The following is a 20,769-nucleotide window of genomic DNA, read 5'->3' on the forward strand; positions in this document are numbered from 1 at the left end:
ATACGGCTCCCCGCAGAGATGCGCGGCCTGTTCGGGCAACCCGATGCGCCCTGCTCGACCTCAGTCGGCGCGCCACCGAAGAGACACCCGTCTCCTCGGTCTCCACGCAACACGGCCCTGGTGACCACGAGCCTACGGAACGCCTTCGAGGTGTTTCCGAGCGTTCCGGTACACAGGCCCACCTCGTAGCCCCACTCACACTCGCGGGCCGGACCGTATCCGTCCCCCGTCCACGCAATTACGGAGACATCATGGCAACCATCACCATCCCGTTCGCTGCCCGTGCGGCCGAGCCGCCCTGCCTGGTCACCACGTCCATCGTCGGAGTCACCTGGGACGAGGTCCGCCAGCTCAACGTCCAGGCGGAAGGCTCCGCCTGGCACACCGCCGACCATGCCGCATCGACCACCGACACCAACCAGGACGGCAAAGGCGATGACGTGACCGACCCCTACTTCGCACCCGCCTCCTGATGGGCTCCGCCCGGCCGGTGCTCGTCGTAGCGGAGAAGTTGGACGCCTCGGCCGACATGGTGGTGGACCAGCTGAATCAGCGCGACGTAGCCGTCATGCGATTCGACGCAGCTGACTTTCCCCAACATGTCAGCCTGACCGCCCGCCACCGGCCGACGAATGCGGGATGGGAGGGCGTACTGGCTGACGAGCACCGGTCGGTGCGGCTTGAGGAAGTCGGCGCCGTCTACTACCGGCGGCCCGGACGTCCCGTCATCTCCGACACCGTCACCGAGCCGTACACGAGCTGGGCCCGGAACCAGGCGGATGCGGCCATGCTCAATCTGCTGTCCGCGCTGCCCGTCCGCTGGATCAACAATCCCCACCTCGACCGCGTCGCGGCACACAAACCACAACAACTCGTCGCCGCCACCCGCGCCGGCCTTCGTGTCCCACGCAGCGTCATCACGAACGATCCGGACGAAGCCCGCTCATTCGCGAAGGCCGTGAACGGCCCTCTCATCTGCAAGCCGGTCCTCGGCGGGCGTTTGAACACAGGCTCGGCCCGGCAGCTCATGGTGGCCACCCACCGAATCGACCCGGCCACCTTCGACGACAGCATCCGGCTGACCGCGCACTACTTCCAGGAGGACATCCCCAAGAAGTACGAAGTACGCCTGGTCGCCGTGGACGGCAACCTGTTCGCCGGAACCATCGTCGCGACTTCGGAGAAGGCCCGCACCGACTGGCGCACCGATTACGAGAACCTTGAGTACGGAACGACCACGGTGCCCGACAAGGTCGCGAATGCCGTTCGACGCTTCATGGACTCGTACGGGATCGTGTTCGGCTCCTTCGACTTCGCCGTCACGCCCGACGACGAGTGGGTGTTCTTCGAGAACAATCCGGCCGGCACCTGGTCATGGGTCGAGAACCGCACCGGCCTCCCCATCGCCGCCGCGCACGCCGACTACCTCCAGGGACCAGCGACATGACCGAACCGACCACCACCGCATCGGCCAGGCTCCGCGCCGACTTCACCGCGATGCTCGGGGCGGAACGACAGAGCGAGTGGCTGACAGCATTCGCGGAGGTCCGGCGGGAGAACTACGTGCCGAGCTTCTACCGACAGGACGCGCAGAACCAGTGGGAGAAGGTCTCCGCCTGCGATCCGGGCTACGTGGAGACCGTTTACTCGGACGCCGCACTGACGACTCAGCTCGATGAACACGGAATCCCCACCTCGTCATCCAGCGAACCCCGGCTCATGCTGGCCATGCTCGACGCCCTCGACGCGAAACCGGGTCACCGACTCTACGAGCTGGGCCTCGGCACCGGATACAACACGGCACTGGCCTCGTCCCGCCTCGGAAGCGAGAACGTCGTCAGCGTGGACGTCGACCCCGACCTCGTCCACCTCGCCCGCCGCCGCCTGGCAAGGGACCAGTACCACCCCCTCGTATTCGCCGGAGACGGCGAACAGGGATACCCCGGCCGGGCGCCGTACGACCGCATCATCTCCACGGCCGGCCTGCACCACATCCCTCCCGCTCTGCTCAGCCAGGCCCGGAAGGGGGCAGTCATCGTGGCCCCGATCGGCTTCGGTATCGCGAGAGTCGTCGTATCGGGCGAAGGCGAGGCAACGGGACGGTTCCTGCCCGTCCCCGCGTTCTTCATGCCACGCCGCGCCCTCACGAAGGCCCCCGACTTCGCCACACTGGAAACCCGGACCGGCCGGCCCACCACAGTCCCCGCAACGGACGTACTCGACCGGCTCAAGTTCCCGCTCTCCTTGGCACTCCCCGGATACAACTCGTGTACTTGGCGGAGCGAGACGGGCGAAGTCACCGGCATCGGCCTGTGGACCGAGGACGGCTCCACGGCCACGGTCCACACATCGGGCAAGGCCCGCCAGCTCGGCCCCCAACGGCTGTGGGACACGGTGGAAGAACTGGCCGAGACCTTCCCCGAGCAAACCCCGGCCCGAGAGGACTTCGGCCTCACGATCACACCGAAAGGCCAGCACGCCTGGTACCGGACCCCGGAAGGTCCTTCCTGGCCCATGCTCCCGAGTAAATGAACCGGTGCCCGCGTCTGGGTGACGGAGGCTTCCACCCAGCGGGAAGACTGTTTCAAGCTGAGGCGGCTCCTCTGACTCGGGTTCGCCCCGCGTGCGCGGGGAGCAGATCATGTGGATGCTCACCGGCACCCCTCCGTCGGGTTCATCCCCGTCCGTGCGAGGTGTAGGCAGGGGCGGGTCCCGGAGTGGCTGGTGCACAGGGTTCATCCCTGCACGCGCAGGGAGCAGTTCTCGGCCTTGTCGTTGCCGGGGATAGAGGCGGGTTCATCCCCTGTTACGCGCGGGGAGCAGCGCAGCCCTGCGTCGAAGGAAGAACTGGGCCGGGGTTCATCCCCGCACGCGCGGGGAGCAGTGCTGCTTGGCGGCGTCGATCGCCGCGTCGTGGGGTTCATCCCCGCACGCGCGGGGAGCAGGAGAGCGGTGTCACTGACCCCGGTCACGGTGAGGGTTCATCCCCGCACGCGCGGGGAGCAGGAGAAGGCGCTGCCGCCCGCGATGGATGACCTGGGTTCATCCCCGCACGCGCGGGGAGCAGACTGCTTGACCTCGGGTTCTCTGGACGCATCCTGCCATTCTGAAGCAGCTTCGCGAAGTCCGGCATATAAGAGCAAATCGACCATCACCCCCTCCAGTCCCGCACCGTTCACCGCAAAGGCGCAACGGAAGGACTCGCCCGCCGGAGAGCAAGAGGCACACCCCGGGGAACCCGCCCCCGCCACAACGCAAACCCCACCGAGCGAGCCGCCCACCCACGGGCGTAACACAAGCCCGAAGGCCCCGCCGATGGTCCGGTTAGGGTAATGCGGGACTAAAGAGATCACCAAGTGCGTTTCGTAAGCGTCGCGCTCCTCGGGAGGAAGTCATGGGAACCCACCGCACCACGCTGCCCGGAGTCGGAGTGCAGTACGACTACACGACCGAGACGGGCCAGCACATCTCCGTCGTCGTGCATCACGACGGGCGGCGGTTCATCGGGTTCTACGACCAGGACGATCCTGATTCGTGTCGGCTCTCCGTACCGCTGACGCCACAGGAGGCCACCGGGCTCGCGCACCTCATCGATGCCGCGCCGATCGACGCCGTGCGGACCGAGGGGATTGATCTGGTCACCGAGCACATACCGCTCGGGGCGCGGTCGCCCTACGGCGGGCGGTTGCTCGGGGACACCCGGGCGCGGACGCGGACCGGGGCGTCGATCGTGGCGGTGTTGCGTACGCACAGTGCGCATCCGTCGCCGGGGCCGGACTTCCGGCTGGCCATCGGGGACACGCTTGTCGTCGTGGGTACGCGCGAGGGCGTGGACACGCTCTCCGAGATTATTGCGGAGGGCTGACCGTGCACGACACGACCGCACTGCTGGTGGAGTTCGGCTCCGTCATTCTGGGGCTCGGCATCATCGGCCGGTTCGCCGGCCGAATAGGGCTCTCCTCGATTCCTCTGTATCTGCTGGCCGGACTCGCCTTCGGTGACGGTGGGCTGTTGCCGCTCGGCGCGAGTGAGGAGTTCACCGCTGTCGGCGCCGAGATCGGCGTCATTCTGCTGCTGCTCCTGCTGGGGCTGGAGTACAGCGCCAGTGAACTCGTCACCAGTCTGAAGACGCAGTATCCGTCCGGGGCCGTCGACTTCGTGCTCAACGCCACCCCCGGTGCCGTCGCCGCGCTGCTGCTCGGCTGGGGGCCCGTGGGGGCGGTGGCTCTGGCCGGGGTGACCTGGATCTCGTCGTCCGGGGTGATCGCCAAGGTCCTCGCGGATCTGGGGCGGCTCGGTAACCGGGAGACGCCCGTCATCCTCGGGGTGCTCGTCATCGAGGACCTGTCGATGGCCGTCTACCTGCCGCTGCTCACCGCGATGCTCGCGGGTGTGGGCTTCGCCGGGGGCAGCATCGCGCTGCTCGTCGCGCTCGGCACCGTCGGCTTCGTGCTCTACCTCGCCCTGCGGCACGGGCGGCTGATCAGCCGGGCCGTGTCCTCCGACAATCCCGAGCTGCTGCTGCTCGTCGTGCTCGGGCTGACCGTGCTGGTCGCCGGGGTCGCCCAGCAGTTGCAGGTGTCCGCGGCCGTCGGGGCGTTCCTCGTCGGCATCGCGCTCTCCGGTGAGGTCGCGGAGGGGGCACGCAAGCTGCTGACCCCGTTGCGGGATCTCTTCGCCGCCGTCTTCTTCGTCTTCTTCGGGCTCTCCACCAACCCCGCGGAGATCCCGCCGGTGCTTCTCCCGGCCGCGCTGCTGGCCGTCGTCACCGTCTTCACCAAGATCGCCACCGGCTGGTACGCGGCGCGGCGGGCCGGCATCGGTTCGCGCGGGCGCTGGCGGGCGGGCGGCACGCTCGTCGCCCGGGGCGAGTTCTCCATCGTCATCGCCGGTCTGGCCGTGGCCACCGAGCCGCGCATCGGACCCATCGCCACCGCGTACGTCCTGATCCTCGTCATCGTCGGCCCGCTCACCGCCCGCTGGACCCAGCCGGTCGTCGAGAAGATCCAGGAGTGGCGGGGGAACAGCGAGGGGAGCAGTGGGGACAAGCCCGCCTCTTCTTCCGCTAGCGGAACCGTTCCCGCCCCGCGGGTGCCCACTCCGCAGGAGGAGCTGGCCCAGACCGACTGAGCAGCGCGGTGTCAGCCGTCCTGGGCGGCGGGCAGGTCGGGCAGCCAGCCCAGCGGGTAGGCGTCCGCGCCGCCCCCCGGAACGGCCGGCTCGCCGCCCGCCGCGGTGAACGCCGTCAGCGCCTCGATCAACGCGGACCGCTGCTCCGGCGCGAGGCGTTCGACGATCGCGGCGATCTCCCGGCGGCGGCCTGCCGTGACGTCCTCGACCAGTTGGAGCCCCTCCGGGGTCACCCGCAGTGCCGTCTCCCGGCGGTTGGCCGGGTTGACCTGGCGTTCGGCCAGACCGGCGACGATCAGCCGGTCCAGCATGCGCATCGCGGTCGACGGATTGACGCCCAGGCGCTCGGCCAGCGAGACCAGCTTGGCGTCCCCGTGGGTGGCCAGGACCACGAGCAGCCGGAACTGCGGCAGCGTCACCCGGTCCTCGACCGCCGCCAGCGACCGGGCGGAAACGGCCACCAGCAGTCTCGACGCCGTCAGCACCGCCCGCGTCACCGCGTCGACGTCGTCCCTGCCGGTAGCGGACGGGGCTGACGGTCGTTTCTCTGATGCCTGTTCGTGCGCGGCCATGCCCCTTTTTACCGCGCCGGGCCGCGTACTCCCACCGCGGGAGCCCCGCCCGCGGTGGTGGCGTAGATCTTGTCACTGTGCAACGTTTGCACAGTGACACATCAATCCGCAGACTCGCCCGTGCCCCGGCGTCCCGCACCGCCGGGCGGCTGGCGGCGTACCGTCGCCCGGCTCCCGGTCCACATGTTCCGGGCCGGGCTCGGGCCACTGTTCAGGGGGCGGCTGCTGCTCCTCGTCCACACCGGGCGCACCTCGGGGCAGCCGCGCCGGACCGTCGTCGAGGTGGTCGAGGCCGCGACGGTGGACGGCCGGCGGAGCTGGACCGTCGCGTCCGGATTCGGGCCCGGCGCCGACTGGTACCGCAATCTGCTCCGTACGCCCCAGGCCACCGTGCAGATCGGCCGCCGGTTCCACGCGGTGACGGCGGCCGATCTGCCGGCCGGGGAAGGCGGCGAGCTGATGGTGCGGTACGCGCCCCGGCATCCCCGGGTCGCCCGGCGGCTCTGCGCGTACCTGGGGTTCACGGTCGACGGCAGCGCGGAGGACTACCGGTCCGTGGGCGAGTCCATCCCGTTCGTACGCCTCACCGAAGGCGCCCCGGCCGGGCGCGGCGACCGCTGAGGGCCCGGGGTCAGGCCCGTACGGGTTCGGGCTCGTCCACCGGGTGGGGCTGCGGTGCGCCCCGGCGGTAGAGGATCACGGTGACCAGGAAGCCGACGGCGAAGAAGCCCGCGGACCACCAGTACGCGGTGGAGTAGCTCTCCAGCTGGGACTGGGCGATAGCGGCCGGGGTCGGGCGGCGGCCGACCAGGTAGTTGGTGGCCGCACTCGTGGCGAGGGTGTTGAGCAGCGCCGTACCGATGGAGCCGCCCACCTGCTGGCTGGTGTTGACCATCGCGGAGGCCACTCCGGCGTCGCGGGCGGAGACCCCGGCGGTGGCCAGGTTCATCGCCGTCGCGAAGATCGAGCCCAGTCCGAGCCCCAGGCAGATCAGCGGGGGCAGCACATGGGCGGCATAGGTGCTGTTCAGGTCCAGGGTGGTGAGCCACACCATGCCGCCCGCAGCGATGCACATGCCGAGGGGCACGATCGGTTTGGCGCCGAACCTCGGCACCAGGACGTTCGTCGTCGTCACGGACGTCACGATCATGACGGCGATCATCGGCAGGAACGCCAGGCCCGTGCTGACCGGCGAGTAGAACAGGCTCTTCTGAAGGAAGTACGTGAGGAACAGGAACACCCCGAACAGGCCGCCACCCGAGATGAACATCGCGAGGAACGACGCGGCCCGGTCCCGGTCCAGCACCACCCGCATCGGCAGCAGCGGATGCGCGGCCCTGGTCTGCCACCACGCGAACGCGGCGACGAGCGCCGCACCGGCCGCCAGGAACCCCCAGACGTCCGGCGAACTCCACGGATGGGTCTCCGCCCTGGAGAATCCGAACACGATGCAGAAGAGCCCCGCCGAGACCAGCACGGTCCCCGGGATGTCGAGCTTCGGGCGGTCGACCGGCGCGCCTGCCGCGAGCAGCCGCCAGCCGCCGGTGAACGCCACGAACGCGAACAGCAGGTTCACGTACAGGCACCAGCGCCAGTCCAGGTACTCCGTGAGCAGCCCGCCGAGCAGCAGCCCCACCGCACCGCCCGCCCCCGCGATGGCCCCGTAGATACCGAAGGCCTTGGCCCGCTCCTTCGGGACGGTGAACGTGGTGGTGAGCAGCGAGAGCGCGGCCGGGGCCAGCAGCGCGCCGAACATGCCCTGGAGGGCGCGGGCCAGCACCAGGACCTCGAAGCTCGGGGCGGCGCCGCCGATCGCGGACGCCACCGCGAAGCCGACCAGGCCGATCAGGAACACCACCCGGCGGCCGACCAGGTCCGCGATCCGGCCGCCGAGCAGCAGCAGCGAGCCGAAAGCGAGGGCGTACGCCGTCACGATCCACTGCCGGTTGCCGTCGCTGAAGCCGAGGTCCTGCTGGGCGGAGGGCAGCGCGATGTTCACGATCGTCGCGTCGAGCACCACCATCAGCTGGGCGAGCCCGATGACGCCCAGGACCCACCAGCGGTGGGAGGAGCCGTGCCCCGCCCCCGTCCCGTTCGCGGCAGGTTCCCGTGGCTCACGCGCGTGTCGGGCCATGGTGCGGATCTCCCTCGTTGCGCACACCGCCGGAATCCCCCGAATGATCACGCTATGTGGAGGTCGGCTCTTCCGCATGCGGGGAGCGTCGCCGGGGAGGCGGTGGGAGGGCGTCGGGGGAAGTCGCGCGGGAGGGCGGCCTCACACCTCCTTCGCGGGCCAGTCCAGCAGCCGGGCCCCGATCACCGCTGTCTGCAGGGTGTAGCGGTGCATCGGGTCGGAGGGGTCGGAGCCGGTCAGCTGGTGGATGCGCTCCAGCCGGTAGGTGAGGGCGCGCACGCTCAGCGCGAGCCGGCGGGCCGTCTCGGCGGCGACGCAGCCCGACTCGAAGTACACGGACAACGTCTTGAGCAGCGGTTCCGCCCCGCCCCGCGCCTCCTGGAGCGGCCCCAGCTCGCTGCGCACCAGATCGGACATCGCCTGTCTGTCCCGGGTCAGCACCGGGTAGACCAGCAGATCGGCGGAGTACAGCACCGGATCGTCCAGATCCATCCGGTCGGCGAGATCGAGGGCGTCGAGCGCCTCGTCGTAGGACTGCACCACTCCGCCGGGGCCCCGGTGGGCACGGCCGACGGCGACCCGGCCGCCGTCCGTCGCCGCGTGCGCCTGCTTGGCGAAGTACCTCAGGACGTCGGGCTGGCTGCCCGGCGCGATGCATATCAGCCGTCCGTCCTTCGTCGTGATGAGGATCTTCCGGCCGCTGAACCGGGCCAGCAGCGCCGACTCCACCTGCCGGGGCACGGTGTCCGTCTCGGTGTACGCCTCCGGGCCCGCCGCCACCGCCACCGCGTGGGCGCGCGAGAGCCGCAGCCCGAAGCGGGTGGCCCGCTCCGCGAGCCGGCCCAGGTCGCTGCGCCCGTACAGCAGGTCGTCGATGAACTCCCGGCGGGCCGCCTCCTCCCGCCGCACGGTGAGCCGCTGGGCCCGCTCGAAGCCTTCCGCGAACGCGTCGACCGCCTGTTCCGCCGCGGCCAGCACGCACTCCGTGACCGCCGCCACGGTGGCCGCCGTGGCGCCGGGAGCGGCCCCCGGCCAGGCGGTGCGGGTCTCGGCCAGGTGCATCCGGACCAGGGCGCGCAGCTGGTGCCCCGCCTCCGCGGCCTGCCTGCCCAGGGACCGGCGGATCTCCAGCTCCTCCCGGGTGAGCCGCCGCCCGGTGACGGCCACATCGACCAGGATCTGGGCGTAGCCCTCCAGAAAGCTGTCGGGAATCTCCGGCTCAGGCACAGCCCGCCTCCAGTTCTGACTCGTTGCTGACATTTACCCAACGCTTACGGCCCGGTGCCGGTGCCCGGCATCGAGGACGGAGAAAGATTGCCGTATTCCGGCAATGCGACGGCCCGTGACCGGATGGCACGATCGAGTCAGCACCGACCGGGGGACCACGGGGGAAACACGGGGGTGCTACGGGGGACGGGGGACGACCCGGCTGCTGCGGTACCGCTCCGGCGGTACCGCGGCACCGCGGTCATCGCCGGACCGCGCGCAGACGCCGGCAAGTCCTGCCGGCGGGACGGCAGGGGGTGGAACCGATGAGTGAGTTCCTGACAGCGACGTTGTCCTTCCCGGCCGTTCTCTTCGCCGCGGCGCTCGTCGTCGTCATCGCCTTCTGGCTGCTCGTGCTCGCCGGGGCCGCCGACCACCACTCGTTCGACGCGGACCTCGACGCCGATCTGGCCGGGGTCGGCGGCGTGCCGGTCACCGTCTCGGTGTCCGTCATGGTGACCGTCGCCTGGTTCACCTCGCTGACCGGTTCGGTGCTGATGCACCGCAGTACGGTCACCGGTACTCCCCGGGCCGCGCTCGCGCTCGGCATTCTCGTCGGCGCGCTGCTGATCGCCTGGGCCGTGGTGCGGGTGCTCGTGCACCACTTCCGCCGCTTCTTCCCGGACCAGCCTCCACCATCGCGCCAGGACTTCCTGGGCCGGGTGTGCACGGTCCGTACCGGTTCCGTCGGCCCGGACTTCGGCCAGGCCGAGGTCGCCTCGGCCGACGGGTCCACCGCGATCGTCCAGGTCAGGCAGTTGCGGCCGGCCGACGCGGAGCTGACCTCGGGGAGTTCCGGACTGCTGTACGCGTACGACGAGGAGGGCGAGTTCTTCTGGGTCTCGCCGTACGACAAGGCGCTCGACCCGGGACCGCCGCAGCCGCTGCCCACGCACCGGCGCGCCGCCCCCGGCCACACCGGCTGAGCCGTACCCCTCCACCGCGCCCGCACACCCCGGCTCCGCTGCCCGTGCCCGCCGCCTGAACGTGGTGTGCGTACGCGCCGCCTGTCATGTCCGCGCTGCCCGCCCGCCCCGTTCGCCGGGGTGCCGGGCCGCGCCCCGCCACCTCTCATTTTCCGTACCACCAGCCGCCAAGGACTGTCATGGAAGCCATCTCCTTGGGCCTCGGCCTGCTCATCGCCGTGGTCCTGCTCATCGCGATCGCCCTGCTGCTGATCGTCACCCGGCTCTTCCGCAAGGTCGAGCAGGGCAAGGCCCTGATCATCTCCAAGACCAAGAAGGTCGACGTGACCTTCACCGGTGCCGTCGTCCTGCCGGTGCTGCACAAGGCCGAATCGATGGACATCTCGGTGAAGACCATCGAGATCCGGCGCACCGGGCGCGAGGGCCTGATCTGCCAGGACAACATCCGCGCCGACATCCACATCACGTTCTTCGTACGGGTCAACAAGACCGTCGAGGACGTCATCAAGGTCGCCCAGGCCATCGGGACGGAACGGGCCAGCGACAAGATCGCGATCCAGGAGTTCTTCGCCGCGAAGTTCTCCGAGGCGCTCAAGACCGTCGGCAAGCAGCTGGACTTCGTCGATCTGTACACCAAGCGCGAGGAGTTCCGGGACCGGATCATCCGGGTCATCGGCACCGATCTGAACGGCTACCACCTGGACGACGCCGCGATCGACTTCCTTGAGCAGACGCCGATGACGCAGCTGGACGGCGCCAACATCCTTGACGCGCAAGGCATTCGGAAGATCACCGAGCTGACCGCGATCGAGCACGTACGCACCAACGAGTACCAGCGCACCGAGCAGAAGGAGATCACCCGGCAGGACGTGGACGCCCGGGAGACCATTCTGGAGCTGGAGCGCCGCCAGGCCGAGGCCGAGATCAAGCAGCGCCGCGAGGTCGAGACGCTGCGGGCCCGCGAGGAGGCGGTGACCGCCCGGGTCCAGGAGGAGGAACGCCTTGGCGCGCAGGCCGCGTTCATCAAGACCGAGGAGCAGCTCGGCATCCAGCGGGAGAACCAGGCGCGGGAGATCGCGGTCGCGCAGAAGAACCGCGAGCGGGTCATCGCGGTGGAGAACGAGCGCATCGAGAAGGACCGGATGATCGAGGTCATCGGGCGCGAGCGGCAGACCGAGCTGAACCGGATCGCCGCGACGAAGGAGGTCGAGGCCGAGCGCCGCGAGGTCGCGGACGTGATCCGGGAGCGGATCGCGGTGGACCGTACGGTCGCCGAGCAGGAGGAGTCCATCAAGACGCTGCGGTCCGTCGAGGAGTCCGAGCGCACCCGCAAGTCGGTGATCATCGCAGCCGAGGCGGAGGCGCAGGAGCTGCTGGTCAAGGACATCAAGGCGGCGGAGGCCGCGGAGGCGGCGGCCACCCACCGGGCGGCCGAGCAGCTCACGCTCGCGGAGGCCCGGCTGAAGACGGCGGACCTGGACGCCCGCGCCAAGCTGCGGCTGGCCGAGGGTGTCCAGGCGGAGTCGGCGGCACCCGGTCTCGCGGACGTGCAGGTGCGGGACGCGGCGGCCGAGGTCATCGAGAAGACCGGCCTGGCGGAGGCCGAGGCCACGTCCGCCCGGCTCCGGGCTGAGGCGGAGGGCGCGCGGCTCAAGGCGCTGGCCGAGGCGGAGGGTACGCAGGCCCAGGCGTCGGCGGACGCGGCGATGATCGGCGAGAAGCTGAAGGCGGAGGCGGCGGGGCTCACCGACAAGGCGGCCGCGATGGCGGCGCTGGACGACGCGTCGCGCGGTCACGAGGAGTACCGGCTGCGGCTTGAGGCGGAGAAGGAGATCCGGCTCGCCGGCCTCGATGTGCAGCGGCAGGTCGCCGAGGCGCAGGCGACGATCGTGTCGGCCGGGCTGGAGAACGCGGACATCGACATCGTCGGCGGGGAGTCGGTCTTCTTCGACCGGCTGGTCTCGTCCATCTCCATGGGCAAGAGCCTCGACGGCTTCGTCGGGAACTCGGACACGGCGAAGGCCCTCGCGGGGCCGTGGCTGAACGGCACGTCGTCGTTCACGGACGATCTGACGAAGGTGCTGGGGTCCGTGTCGTCGGGCGATGTGCAGAACCTGACGGTGTCGGCGCTGCTGATGCGGATGATGTCCGCGCCGGGGGCGGGCGGTGTGGGCGCGGACCAGGTCCGCGAGCTGCTGGAGCACGCCCGCGCGCTGGGCCTCGCGGACCTGCGCCTGGGCGACGTCCAGCTCGCGGGCCCGGCCGCCCCGGCCGCCCGCAACGGCACGCCGGTGGCGTAGCCGGACGTGATGTCCTCAATCGCCGGGCGGGCTGGATATGGCACCTGTCGGTCGCACAGTTCAAGCCCGTCCGGCGATTGAGGACAGAGCCCGGCGCGCCGGGTGCCGTACATTCGCCCACCCCGTAAGGAGCCGCACCGCATGGACACCGGAACCCCGCCGCCCCCGGGCGGCCCCGTGGAGGCCGGGGCCTACGACGTGCTGCGGAGGCGGCTCGCCGCACAGGCCGCCGAGCTGACCCGCAGGGCCGAGGCGCTCAACTCCCGCCGCACAGAAGAGTTCGGCTCCACCGCGCTGCGGCTGCTCGGCGGCAACGAGCAGATCCGTACCGAGCAGCCCTCCACCCCCCGCGACCTCGTCGCGCTCGGCGGCCGGCTGCTGTTCGGGTTCCAGCGCGGACCGGGGCGGCGCGACGAGCCCGCCGTCGACGACGTACTCGCCCTGTACGACGCCGGGCTGGCCCCCGGCACGGACCCGCTCCTCACCGACGAGGCGTTCGTCCGCGAGTTCGACGGGCTGCACCGCTACTACCGGGACGCCCGGCTGCTGCGGCTGCGCCGTACCGAAGGACGGCTCCTCGCGGTGTTCCGGACCGGCGAGAGCGCGAAGGACATCCGCGTCCTGCGCTGGGCGCTCGACGCGGACGGCTCGCCCGGCGCGTTCCTGGACGCCAGGGGCGAGCGCGACCACGTGTTCCCGCCGTCGCACGACTTCACCTGGACCGAGGCCGGGCGCGAGGCCCACATCCCGGGCCGGCACCCGCACATCGCGATCGGGGGGACGGGCGACGGCGGCGACGCGTGCCTGTTCGTCTCCACCCTCGGCGGCCACCTCACCGTCAAGACGCAGAACGACACGGACACCCCGGACGGGATCTACCAGGAGCCGGTCACCGAGCCGCTCCAGTCGCTCGCGGACGCCGAGGTCGAGTACGCGGAGCTGGGCCCGCTGGTCCTGCTCCGGGTCCGTCCGTACAAGGAGGAGGCCGCCCGCCACCTCGTGTTCAACGCGCTCCTCGGCACGGTGCTGCGGCTGGACGGCATCGGTCCGGCCTGCCACCGGCTCCCCGAGGACCAGGGGATCATCTTTCCCGGCGGCTTCTACCTGACCACCGGCACCGCCAAGACGTTCGACATCGCGCGGCCGCTCACCGAGCCGGTCTTCGAGGGGGCCGTCCGCTCCCCCAACGGCGAGGACGTGCTCTACGCGTTCCGCGCCGGGGACGGGGGCGGAAACGGGAACGGGGACGACGGCCGCAGCCTGCTGCTCCCGTACAACGTGATCCGCCAGGAGGTCGCCACCCCGCTCCAGGGCCGGGGCCACGCCCTGCTCGACGACGGAACGCTCGTCCTCCTGCGGGACCCGGTGGAGGGGCCGGACGCCGGACCGGCGCGGGTCCACCCCCTCCAGCGCTGGCAGACGCCGTACGTCTCCGACACCTACGCCGCCTCCCGGCCCGCAGGCACCGGACCGCTGGCCCGGATCGGCAACGCCGACCTGGTGCGCGGCATCTCCGACTGCCTCGCGCTCGCGCACAGCGCCGGTGAGACCACCCCGACCGGCGCCGTCTACGCACAGCTGGTGGCGGACTGCGGCCGTGCCACGGACCGCTACCACTGGCTCGGGGACAGCGAACTCGAAGACCTCGCCGAGCCGTTGACCGCACTCCGCGACACCGCGCAGCAGGTCCTCGCGGAGTTCGAGGGCGTCCAGGAACTGACCCGGCAGGCCGCGGAGGCGCTCGACGCGAGCACGGAGCGGATCAGCGCGCTGGTGCGCCGGGTACGCGGCGAGGCCCCGAAGTCCGCCGCCGACTGGGTGACCCGGCTCACCGAACTCCGGGGCGCGCACGGCCATCTGGCCACCCTGAGCGAGATGCGGTACGCGGACACCGAGCGGATCGCGGAGCTCACCGCCACCACCGCGGACGACCTCGCCTCCGCGGGGCGGCGCGCGGTCGCGTTCCTGGCCAGGGACGACGCGTTCGCCGGGTACCACGCGGACATCGCCCGCCTCACCGAGGAGGCGTCGGCCCTCGCCACCGTGACGGACGCCGCCGCGCTCGGTGACCGGCTGACGGAGATGACGGACGGGCTGAGCACGGTCACCGACGTCGTCGCCGGGCTGGACATCGGTGACGGCGTGGTCCGCACCTCGATCCTGGAGCGGATCGCGGAGGTGCTCGGCGGGGTCAACCGGGTCCGCGCCGTCCTGGACGGCCGCCGCCGCGAGCTCCTGGACCATGAGGGCCGGGCCGAGTTCGCCGCCGAGTTCGCCCTGCTGGGGCAGGCGGTGACGGGCGCGCTGGCCGCCGCCACCACGCCGGAGGCCTGCGACGAGCAGCTCGCGCGGCTGCTGCTCCAGCTGGAGAACCTGGAGGCGCGGTTCACCGAGTTCGACGACTTCCTGACCACGCTGGGCGAGCGGCGGACAGAGGTGTACGAGGCGTTCTCGGCCCGCAGGCAGACCCTTCAGGACGCCCTCGCCCGCCGTACCGAACGCCTCGCCCAGTCCGCCGCCCGGGTGCTGGACACGGTGTCCCGGCGCAGCGCCGCACTGCCCGACGTGGACGCCGTCCACACCTACTTCGCCTCCGACCCGATGGTCGCCAAGGTCCGCCGCACCGCCGCCGAGCTGCGCGAACTCGGTGACACGGTACGGGCGGAGGAGCTGGACGGGCAGCTGCTCGCGGCCCGCCAGGAGGCGGGACGGGCGCTGCTCGACCGCAGCGAGCTGTACGCGGACGGCGGGGCCACCGTCCGCCTCGGCCGGCACCGGTTCGCGGTGAACACCCAGCCGTTCGATCTGACGCTGGTCCCGCAGGGCGACGGGCTCGCGTTCGCCGTCACCGGTACGGACTACCGGATGCCGGTCACGGACCCGGACTTCGCCGCGACCCGCCCGTACTGGGACCAGCGGCTGCCCTCCGAGTCCGCGTCCGTCTACCGGGGCGAGCACCTGGCCGCCCGGCTGCTGGCCGAGCACGGCGCGGACCGGCTGGCCTCGCTGGAGGCCGCCGAACTATCCGCCCTTGTACAGACATCGGCGGCTGACGCGTACGACGAGGGGTATCAGCGCGGTGTCCACGACGAGGACGCCACCGCGATCCTGACCGTGCTGCTGCGGCTGCGCGCCGGGGCCGGGCTGCTGCGCTGCCCGCCCGCCGTCCGGGCCGCCGCGCAGCTGTTCTGGGCACACGGCACGGACGAGGCCCGGCGGACCTCCTGGACGCTGCGGGCCCGTTCGCTGGCCCGCGCTCGCGACACCTTCGGGCTCGCCCCGGCCGTCGCCGCGCTCCAGGAGGAGTGGGCGGGGGCCATCGGGGGTGAGGGCGCGCGGGCCGTCGCTGGGTACCTCTTCGAGGAGCTGACGAGCGGCCCGGAGGGGTTCGTGACCAGCGCCTCGGTCCGCACCTTTCTGGACAAGTTCCGCCGTACGACCGGCACTTCGGCGTACGACGAGGACCTCGCGGCCCTCGCGGACGATCTGCCCTCCCGCCGCCAGCTCGTCGAGGGCTGGCTCGCCTCCTACTCCCGCGCGAGCGGCGCGGAGCTGGACGCGGGCGATCTCGCGGAGGCCGTCGCCGTGGAACTGTGCCCGGAACCGGCCGTCCGCAGGTACGAGGGCGAGGCCCCGCTCACCGCGACCGTGGAGGGGCTCCTCGGCGTCCACCCGCGCATCGACCGGGGCAGGCTGCCGGTCCGGATCGACGAACTCCTCTCCCGTACAGACGAGTTCCGCGAGGTCACCGTCCCCGGATTCCGCGCCTACCAGCGCCGGCGCACCGCGCTGGCCTCGGCCGAGCGCACCCGGCTGCGGCTGGACGACCACCGGCCGCGCGTGATGTCGGCGTTCGTCCGCAACCGGCTGCTCGACGAGGTGTACCTGCCGCTGATCGGGGACAGCCTCGCCAAGCAGCTCGGCACCGCCGACGCGGACCGGCGCACCGACTCGCAGGGCCTGCTGCTGCTCGTCTCTCCGCCCGGCTACGGCAAGACGACGCTGATGGAGTACGTGGCGGACCGGCTCGGCATGGTCCTCGTGAAGATCAGCGGCCCGAACCTGGGCCACGACGTGACGTCTCTGGACCCCGCGCAGGCGCGGAGCGCGACCGCGCGGCAGGAGATCGAGAAGATCAACTTCGCCCTTGAGGCGGGCAACAACACCCTGCTCTACCTCGACGACATCCAGCACACCTCACCGGAGCTGCTCCAGAAGTTCATCCCGCTCTGCGACGCCACCCGCCGGATCGAGGGGGTGCGGGACGGCGAGCCGCGCAGCTACGACCTGCGGGGCAAGCGGTTCGCGGTGTGCATGGCGGGCAACCCGTACACCGAGTCCGGGGAGCGGTTCCGGATCCCCGACATGCTCGCCAACCGGGCCGACGTGTGGAACCTCGGTGAGGTGCTGAGCGGCCGGGAGGACGTCTTCGCGCTGAGCTTCGTGGAGAACGCGCTGACCGCGAACCCGGTACTGGCCCCGCTCGCCGGACGCTCCCGCGAGGACCTGGCGCTGCTGCTGCGGCTCGCCGCCGGTACGGAACCCGCCGCCGCCGCGAACCGGTTGCAGCACCCGTACGCGCCCGTGGAGTTGGAGCGCGTCGTGGCCGTGCTGCGCCATCTGCTCACCGCACGGGACACCGTCCTCGCGGTCAACGCCGCCTACATCGCCTCCGCGGCGCAGACGGACGCCACGCGCACCGAGCCGCCGTTCCGGCTCCAGGGCTCGTACCGCAACATGAACCGGATCGCGGAGCGGATCGTGCCCGTGATGAACGACGCCGAACTGTCCGACGTCGTCGACGACCACTACGCGGGCGAGGCCCAGACGCTCACCACCGGCGCGGAGGCCGCCCTGCTGAAGCTCGCGGCGCTGCGCGGCACCCTCGATCCGGAGCGGGCCGCCCGCTGGTCGGCGATCACCGCCGGTTACGTCCGCGGCCAGGCGCTCGGCGGCCCGGACGGCGACCCCATGACCCGTGCGGTGGCCGCGCTCGGGCTGCTCGCGGACCGGATCGCGGCGGTGGAGACGGCGATCGGCCGGGCGGCCGATCCCCGCCGGCTCCTCGCCCTGCCGCCGTCCGGGACGGTCGAGGACCGGTGAGGGCGGCCGTCATGCGGCCACGCCGGGGAAGGGAACAGGCATGCTGGGTCATGTGACCTCACTACCGCAGCAGCCCCAACGCTCCCCGTTCTCCGGCCACATGGTCGTCTGCGGCGACGACGCGCTCGCCCAGCGGCTCGCCGTGGAACTGCGCTACGTCTACGGGGAGCGGGTCACCCTCGTCCTGCCGCCGGGGCCCGATCCGAGGCGGCCCGAGGTGGCGCTGTCCGGGCGCGGGCGGGCGGCGGCCCTGTTCGGCCGGATGTCGTCGGCGATGAACCGCAACGGCGGGAACGGCAGCGGCTCCGGGAACGGCGACACCGACACCAACGCCGGGGTGGAGGCGGTGCGCATCCTCCAGGCGCACGAGCCGTCCGACGAGGCGCTGGAGGAGGCCGGTGTCGACACGGCCGCCGCGCTCGCCCTGGTCTACGACGACGACGAGCGCAACATCCGCGCCGCGCTGACCGCCCGCCGGCTCAACCCCCGTGTCCGGCTGGTGATCCGGCTCTACAACCGCAAGCTCGGCCAGCACCTGGAGGCCCTGCTCGACCAGGCGGCCGCCGTCGCCTCTCCGGGGATCGACCACACCGCGCTGGACGCCTCCACCACCGTCCTGTCCGACGCGGACACCGCCGCCCCCGCCCTCGCGGCGACCGCGCTCCCCGGGTCCAGCAAGGTGATCCAGGCGGAGGGCCTGCTGCTGCGCGCCGCCGAACGCACCCCGCCCAGGAACGGCCAGGTCGCGGACCCCGGCCTGTGCACCCTGGCCCTGCTCTCCTCCACCACCCACGACCCGGCGGGCACAGAGGGCTCCGACAGCAGCGGCGACGAGGGCCCCCGGCTGCTGCCCGACCAGACCGAGGTGGCCGCGGCGACCGGGCGCGGCACCATCGTCCTGGAGACCGTCAGCCGCAACGCCGCGGACGCGCGGACACCCCGGATGGGTGGCAGGAGCGCACCGCTGAGCCAGTTCTTCTCGCGCCGGCTGCGCTGGTCGGCGCTGGGGGTCGGCACGGCCGTGCTCGGGCTCGCGGTGGCCTCCACGTTCACCACCGGGGACAAGCCGCTGCACGCCGCGTATCTGACCCTCCTCGACCTGTTCGCGATGGGCGACCCGGCCATCGGCGACCCCACGGCCCGTCAGATCATCCAGATCCTGTCCGGTGTCGCCGGGCTGATGCTGCTGCCGCTGCTGGTGGCCGGGGTGCTGGAGGCCTTCGGATCGCTCCGCACCGCCTCCTCGCTGCGCCGCCCGCCGCGCGGCCTGTCCGGACACGTGGTGCTGCTGGGGCTCGGCAAGATCGGCACCCGCGTCCTGGTCCAGCTGCGCGAACTCGGCATCCCGGTGGTCTGTGTGGAGGACGACCCGGACGCGCGCGGCATTCCGGTGGCCCGGCGGCTGCACGTGCCGGTGGTCATCGGGGACGTCACGCAGGAGGGCGTGCTGGAGGCGGCGAAGATCCAGCGCTCCCGTGCCCTGCTCGCCCTGACCAGCATCGACACCACCAACCTGGAGGCCGCGCTGTACGCCCGCTCGGTCAAGCCGAACCTGCGGGTGACGCTGCGCCTGTTCGACGACGAGTTCGCCACCGCCGTCTACCGCACCCTGCGCACCGCCCACCCGCAGGCGCTGACCCGCTCCCGCTCGGTCTCCCATCTGGCCGCGCCGTCGTTCGCGGTCGCCATGATGGGCCGGCAGATCCTGGGCGCGGTGCCGGTCGAGCGGAAGGTGATGCTGTTCGCCGCGGTCGAGGTGGCCGGGCACCCGCAGCTGGAGGGCCGGACGGTGGAGCAGGCGTTCCGGTCCGGCGCCTGGCGGGTCCTCGCCCTGGACGTCGCCCCGCCCGCCGACCGCCGGCCGGACCTGGCGGCGCCCGTCCCGCCCCCGCAGGCACCGGGCACCGGCACCGGCGCGGAGCAGCAGCCCGGCGGCCTGGTGTGGAACCTGCACCCCGGTTACGTACTCCAGCCCACCGACCGGGTGGTCATCGCCGCCACCCGGCGCGGGCTCGCCGAACTGCTGCGCAGGCGGACCTCGATGACGAACCGCTGACCGTCCGAATACACGCCCTAGGCGCCCATCGCCTCCCGCACCTGCGTCAGCGTCGCGTCGGCGATGGTGTTGGCGCGCTCGTTACCGGCCCGCAGCACGGACCGTACGTATCCCATGTCCCGTGCGTACTCGGCCCGTCGGGCGCGCATCGGTGCCAGCCGGGTGTTGACCGCGTCGGTCACGGTCCGCTTCAGCGCGGCGGCGCCCCCGCCGCCGATCTCCTCGGCCACGGTGTGCGGATCGCGGTCGAGGCAGAGGGCGGCCAGCAGCACCAGGCCGGACACCCCGGGCCGCCCCTCGGGGTCGTAGGTGATGTGGCGTTCGGCGTCCGTCTTCGCCCCCTTGATCAGGCGTGCCGTCGTGTCCGCGTCGGCGCCGAGCGCGATGGAGTTGCCCCGGCTCTTGCTCATCTTGGCGCCGTCGGTGCCGAGCAGCAGCGGCGCGGCGGACAGCAGCGCCTCGGGTTCCGGGAAGACCGGCCCGTACCGCTCGTTGAACCGTCTGGCGACGGTCCGGGTCATTTCGAGGTGGGGCAGCTGGTCCTGGCCGACGGGCACCAGATTGCCCTTGCAGAACAGGATGTCGGCCGCCTGATGGACCGGATAGGTGAACATCAGACCGCTGACGGCGGCCTGCCGGGAGTGCGCGATCTCGTCCTTGACCGTGGGGTTGCGGCCCAGCTCCGCGGCGGAGACCAGGCTCAGGAACGGCAGCATCAGCTGGTTGAGCGCGGGCACGGCGCTGTGGTTGAAGATCACCGATCGTTCCGGGTCGATGCCGACGGCCAGGTAGTCCAGCAGCAACCCCTCCACCGTCGCCCCGAGCCGCTCGGCCACGTCCCGGTCGGTCAGCGCCTGGTAGTCCGCGACGAGCACGAACACCTCGACCCCGAGGTCCTGGAGCCGCACCCGGTTGTGGAGCGTGCCGAAGTAGTGCCCGAGGTGGAGCGCCCCGGTGGGCCGGTCACCGGTCAGGACCCGGAATCTCTCCGGGTACCGCCGGATCCGGGCCTCCAGGGTGGCGTCCCGGACGGCGTCGGTCGTGATCGTCGCGGTCATGAGTGGTCTCTCCTCGCGTCGGTGTGTGCGTGGAGGACGGCCCACCGGGCGGGAAACCCGTACCGGAAGAGGGCAGAGAAAAAGGGCCGTCCATGTCGAACGGCCCTGGTCCCGCGCAGAAGGGGTGGCCGCTCCTAGAAGGAGCGCCACCAGTTCCGGCACGGTACGGAGGTCATGACGCGATGGTAACGCGCCACAACCTCCGCGTCACGGCACTTCGCGCC

General features: G+C 71.6%; 14 protein-coding genes. 10 read left to right on the forward strand and 4 right to left on the reverse strand.

All coding sequences use genetic code 11. The features are described 5' to 3' along the window. Positions 1-251: 251 nt before the first annotated feature. The 5 genes from ACFVQ0_RS15350 to ACFVQ0_RS15370 all read left to right on the forward strand — a co-directional run bounded on the left by ACFVQ0_RS15350 (position 252) and on the right by ACFVQ0_RS15370 (position 5,130). Entirely contained in the window at positions 252-473 is a 222-nt protein-coding gene (locus ACFVQ0_RS15350; protein ID WP_390088160.1) for a hypothetical protein, read from the forward strand. Continuing rightward, the gene (gene tgmB, locus ACFVQ0_RS15355) at positions 473-1,447 is read left to right on the forward strand and encodes an ATP-grasp ribosomal peptide maturase (protein WP_390088162.1); all 975 of its coding nucleotides are present in this window, start codon (positions 473-475) and stop codon (positions 1,445-1,447) included. The genes ACFVQ0_RS15350 and tgmB overlap by 1 nt, the downstream gene beginning before the upstream one ends. Then, the gene (locus ACFVQ0_RS15360; protein ID WP_390088164.1) at positions 1,444-2,532 is read left to right on the forward strand and encodes a methyltransferase domain-containing protein; all 1,089 of its coding nucleotides are present in this window, start codon (positions 1,444-1,446) and stop codon (positions 2,530-2,532) included. Before tgmB ends, ACFVQ0_RS15360 begins: the two co-directional genes overlap by 4 nt. A gap of 862 nt (positions 2,533-3,394) precedes the next feature. After that, the gene (locus ACFVQ0_RS15365; protein ID WP_390088165.1) at positions 3,395-3,865 is read left to right on the forward strand and encodes a cation:proton antiporter regulatory subunit; all 471 of its coding nucleotides are present in this window, start codon (positions 3,395-3,397) and stop codon (positions 3,863-3,865) included. A gap of 2 nt (positions 3,866-3,867) precedes the next feature. Next, a complete protein-coding gene (locus ACFVQ0_RS15370; protein ID WP_390088167.1) occupies positions 3,868-5,130 on the forward strand; it encodes a cation:proton antiporter in 1,263 nt (420 codons plus the stop codon). 11 nt (positions 5,131-5,141) lie between these two features. On the opposite strand, the gene ACFVQ0_RS15375 is transcribed toward ACFVQ0_RS15370, so the two are convergent. Next, on the reverse strand, positions 5,142-5,702 hold the full coding sequence (locus ACFVQ0_RS15375) for a MarR family winged helix-turn-helix transcriptional regulator (protein ID WP_390088169.1): 561 nt from the start codon (positions 5,700-5,702) through the stop codon (positions 5,142-5,144). Positions 5,703-5,795: 93 nt separating this feature from the next. On the opposite strand from ACFVQ0_RS15375, the gene ACFVQ0_RS15380 reads away from it, so the two are divergent. Further along, entirely contained in the window at positions 5,796-6,323 is a 528-nt protein-coding gene (locus ACFVQ0_RS15380; protein WP_390088171.1) for a nitroreductase family deazaflavin-dependent oxidoreductase, read from the forward strand. A gap of 10 nt (positions 6,324-6,333) precedes the next feature. Here the strand turns inward: ACFVQ0_RS15380 and ACFVQ0_RS15385 are convergent, their stop codons facing one another. Together ACFVQ0_RS15385 and ACFVQ0_RS15390 are read right to left on the reverse strand one after the other, a co-directional pair. Continuing rightward, positions 6,334-7,836: an MFS transporter gene (locus ACFVQ0_RS15385; protein WP_390088173.1), complete on the reverse strand. Its 1,503-nt coding sequence runs from the start codon at positions 7,834-7,836 to the stop codon at positions 6,334-6,336. A 141-nt stretch (positions 7,837-7,977) separates the two neighbouring features. Beyond that, a complete protein-coding gene (locus ACFVQ0_RS15390) occupies positions 7,978-9,063 on the reverse strand; it encodes a PucR family transcriptional regulator (RefSeq protein WP_390088175.1) in 1,086 nt (361 codons plus the stop codon). 305 nt (positions 9,064-9,368) lie between these two features. Between ACFVQ0_RS15390 and ACFVQ0_RS15395 the strand changes: the two genes are divergently transcribed. The 4 genes from ACFVQ0_RS15395 to ACFVQ0_RS15410 all read left to right on the forward strand — a co-directional run bounded on the left by ACFVQ0_RS15395 (position 9,369) and on the right by ACFVQ0_RS15410 (position 19,487). Continuing rightward, complete coding sequence (locus tag ACFVQ0_RS15395; RefSeq protein ID WP_390088176.1) at positions 9,369-10,028, forward strand: hypothetical protein; 660 nt, start codon at positions 9,369-9,371, stop codon at positions 10,026-10,028. Between the two features lie 179 nt (positions 10,029-10,207). Then, positions 10,208-12,328 carry a flotillin family protein gene (locus tag ACFVQ0_RS15400; protein ID WP_390088178.1) on the forward strand — a complete coding sequence of 707 codons (2,121 nt, stop codon included), beginning with the start codon at positions 10,208-10,210 and terminating at the stop codon, positions 12,326-12,328. Positions 12,329-12,469: 141 nt separating this feature from the next. Next, a complete protein-coding gene (locus tag ACFVQ0_RS15405) occupies positions 12,470-17,431 on the forward strand; it encodes a DNA repair ATPase (RefSeq protein WP_390088180.1) in 4,962 nt (1,653 codons plus the stop codon). Between the two features lie 40 nt (positions 17,432-17,471). After that, entirely contained in the window at positions 17,472-19,487 is a 2,016-nt protein-coding gene (locus ACFVQ0_RS15410) for an NAD-binding protein (protein WP_390088182.1), read from the forward strand. A gap of 17 nt (positions 19,488-19,504) precedes the next feature. Here ACFVQ0_RS15410 and trpS read toward each other — a convergent pair whose 3' ends face one another. After that, positions 19,505-20,545: a tryptophan--tRNA ligase gene (trpS, locus tag ACFVQ0_RS15415; RefSeq protein WP_390088184.1), complete on the reverse strand. Its 1,041-nt coding sequence runs from the start codon at positions 20,543-20,545 to the stop codon at positions 19,505-19,507. Positions 20,546-20,769 lie beyond the last annotated feature (224 nt).

Source organism: Streptomyces sp. NPDC057900, assembly GCF_042887885.1.
Lineage (GTDB): Bacteria > Actinomycetota > Actinomycetes > Streptomycetales > Streptomycetaceae > Streptomyces.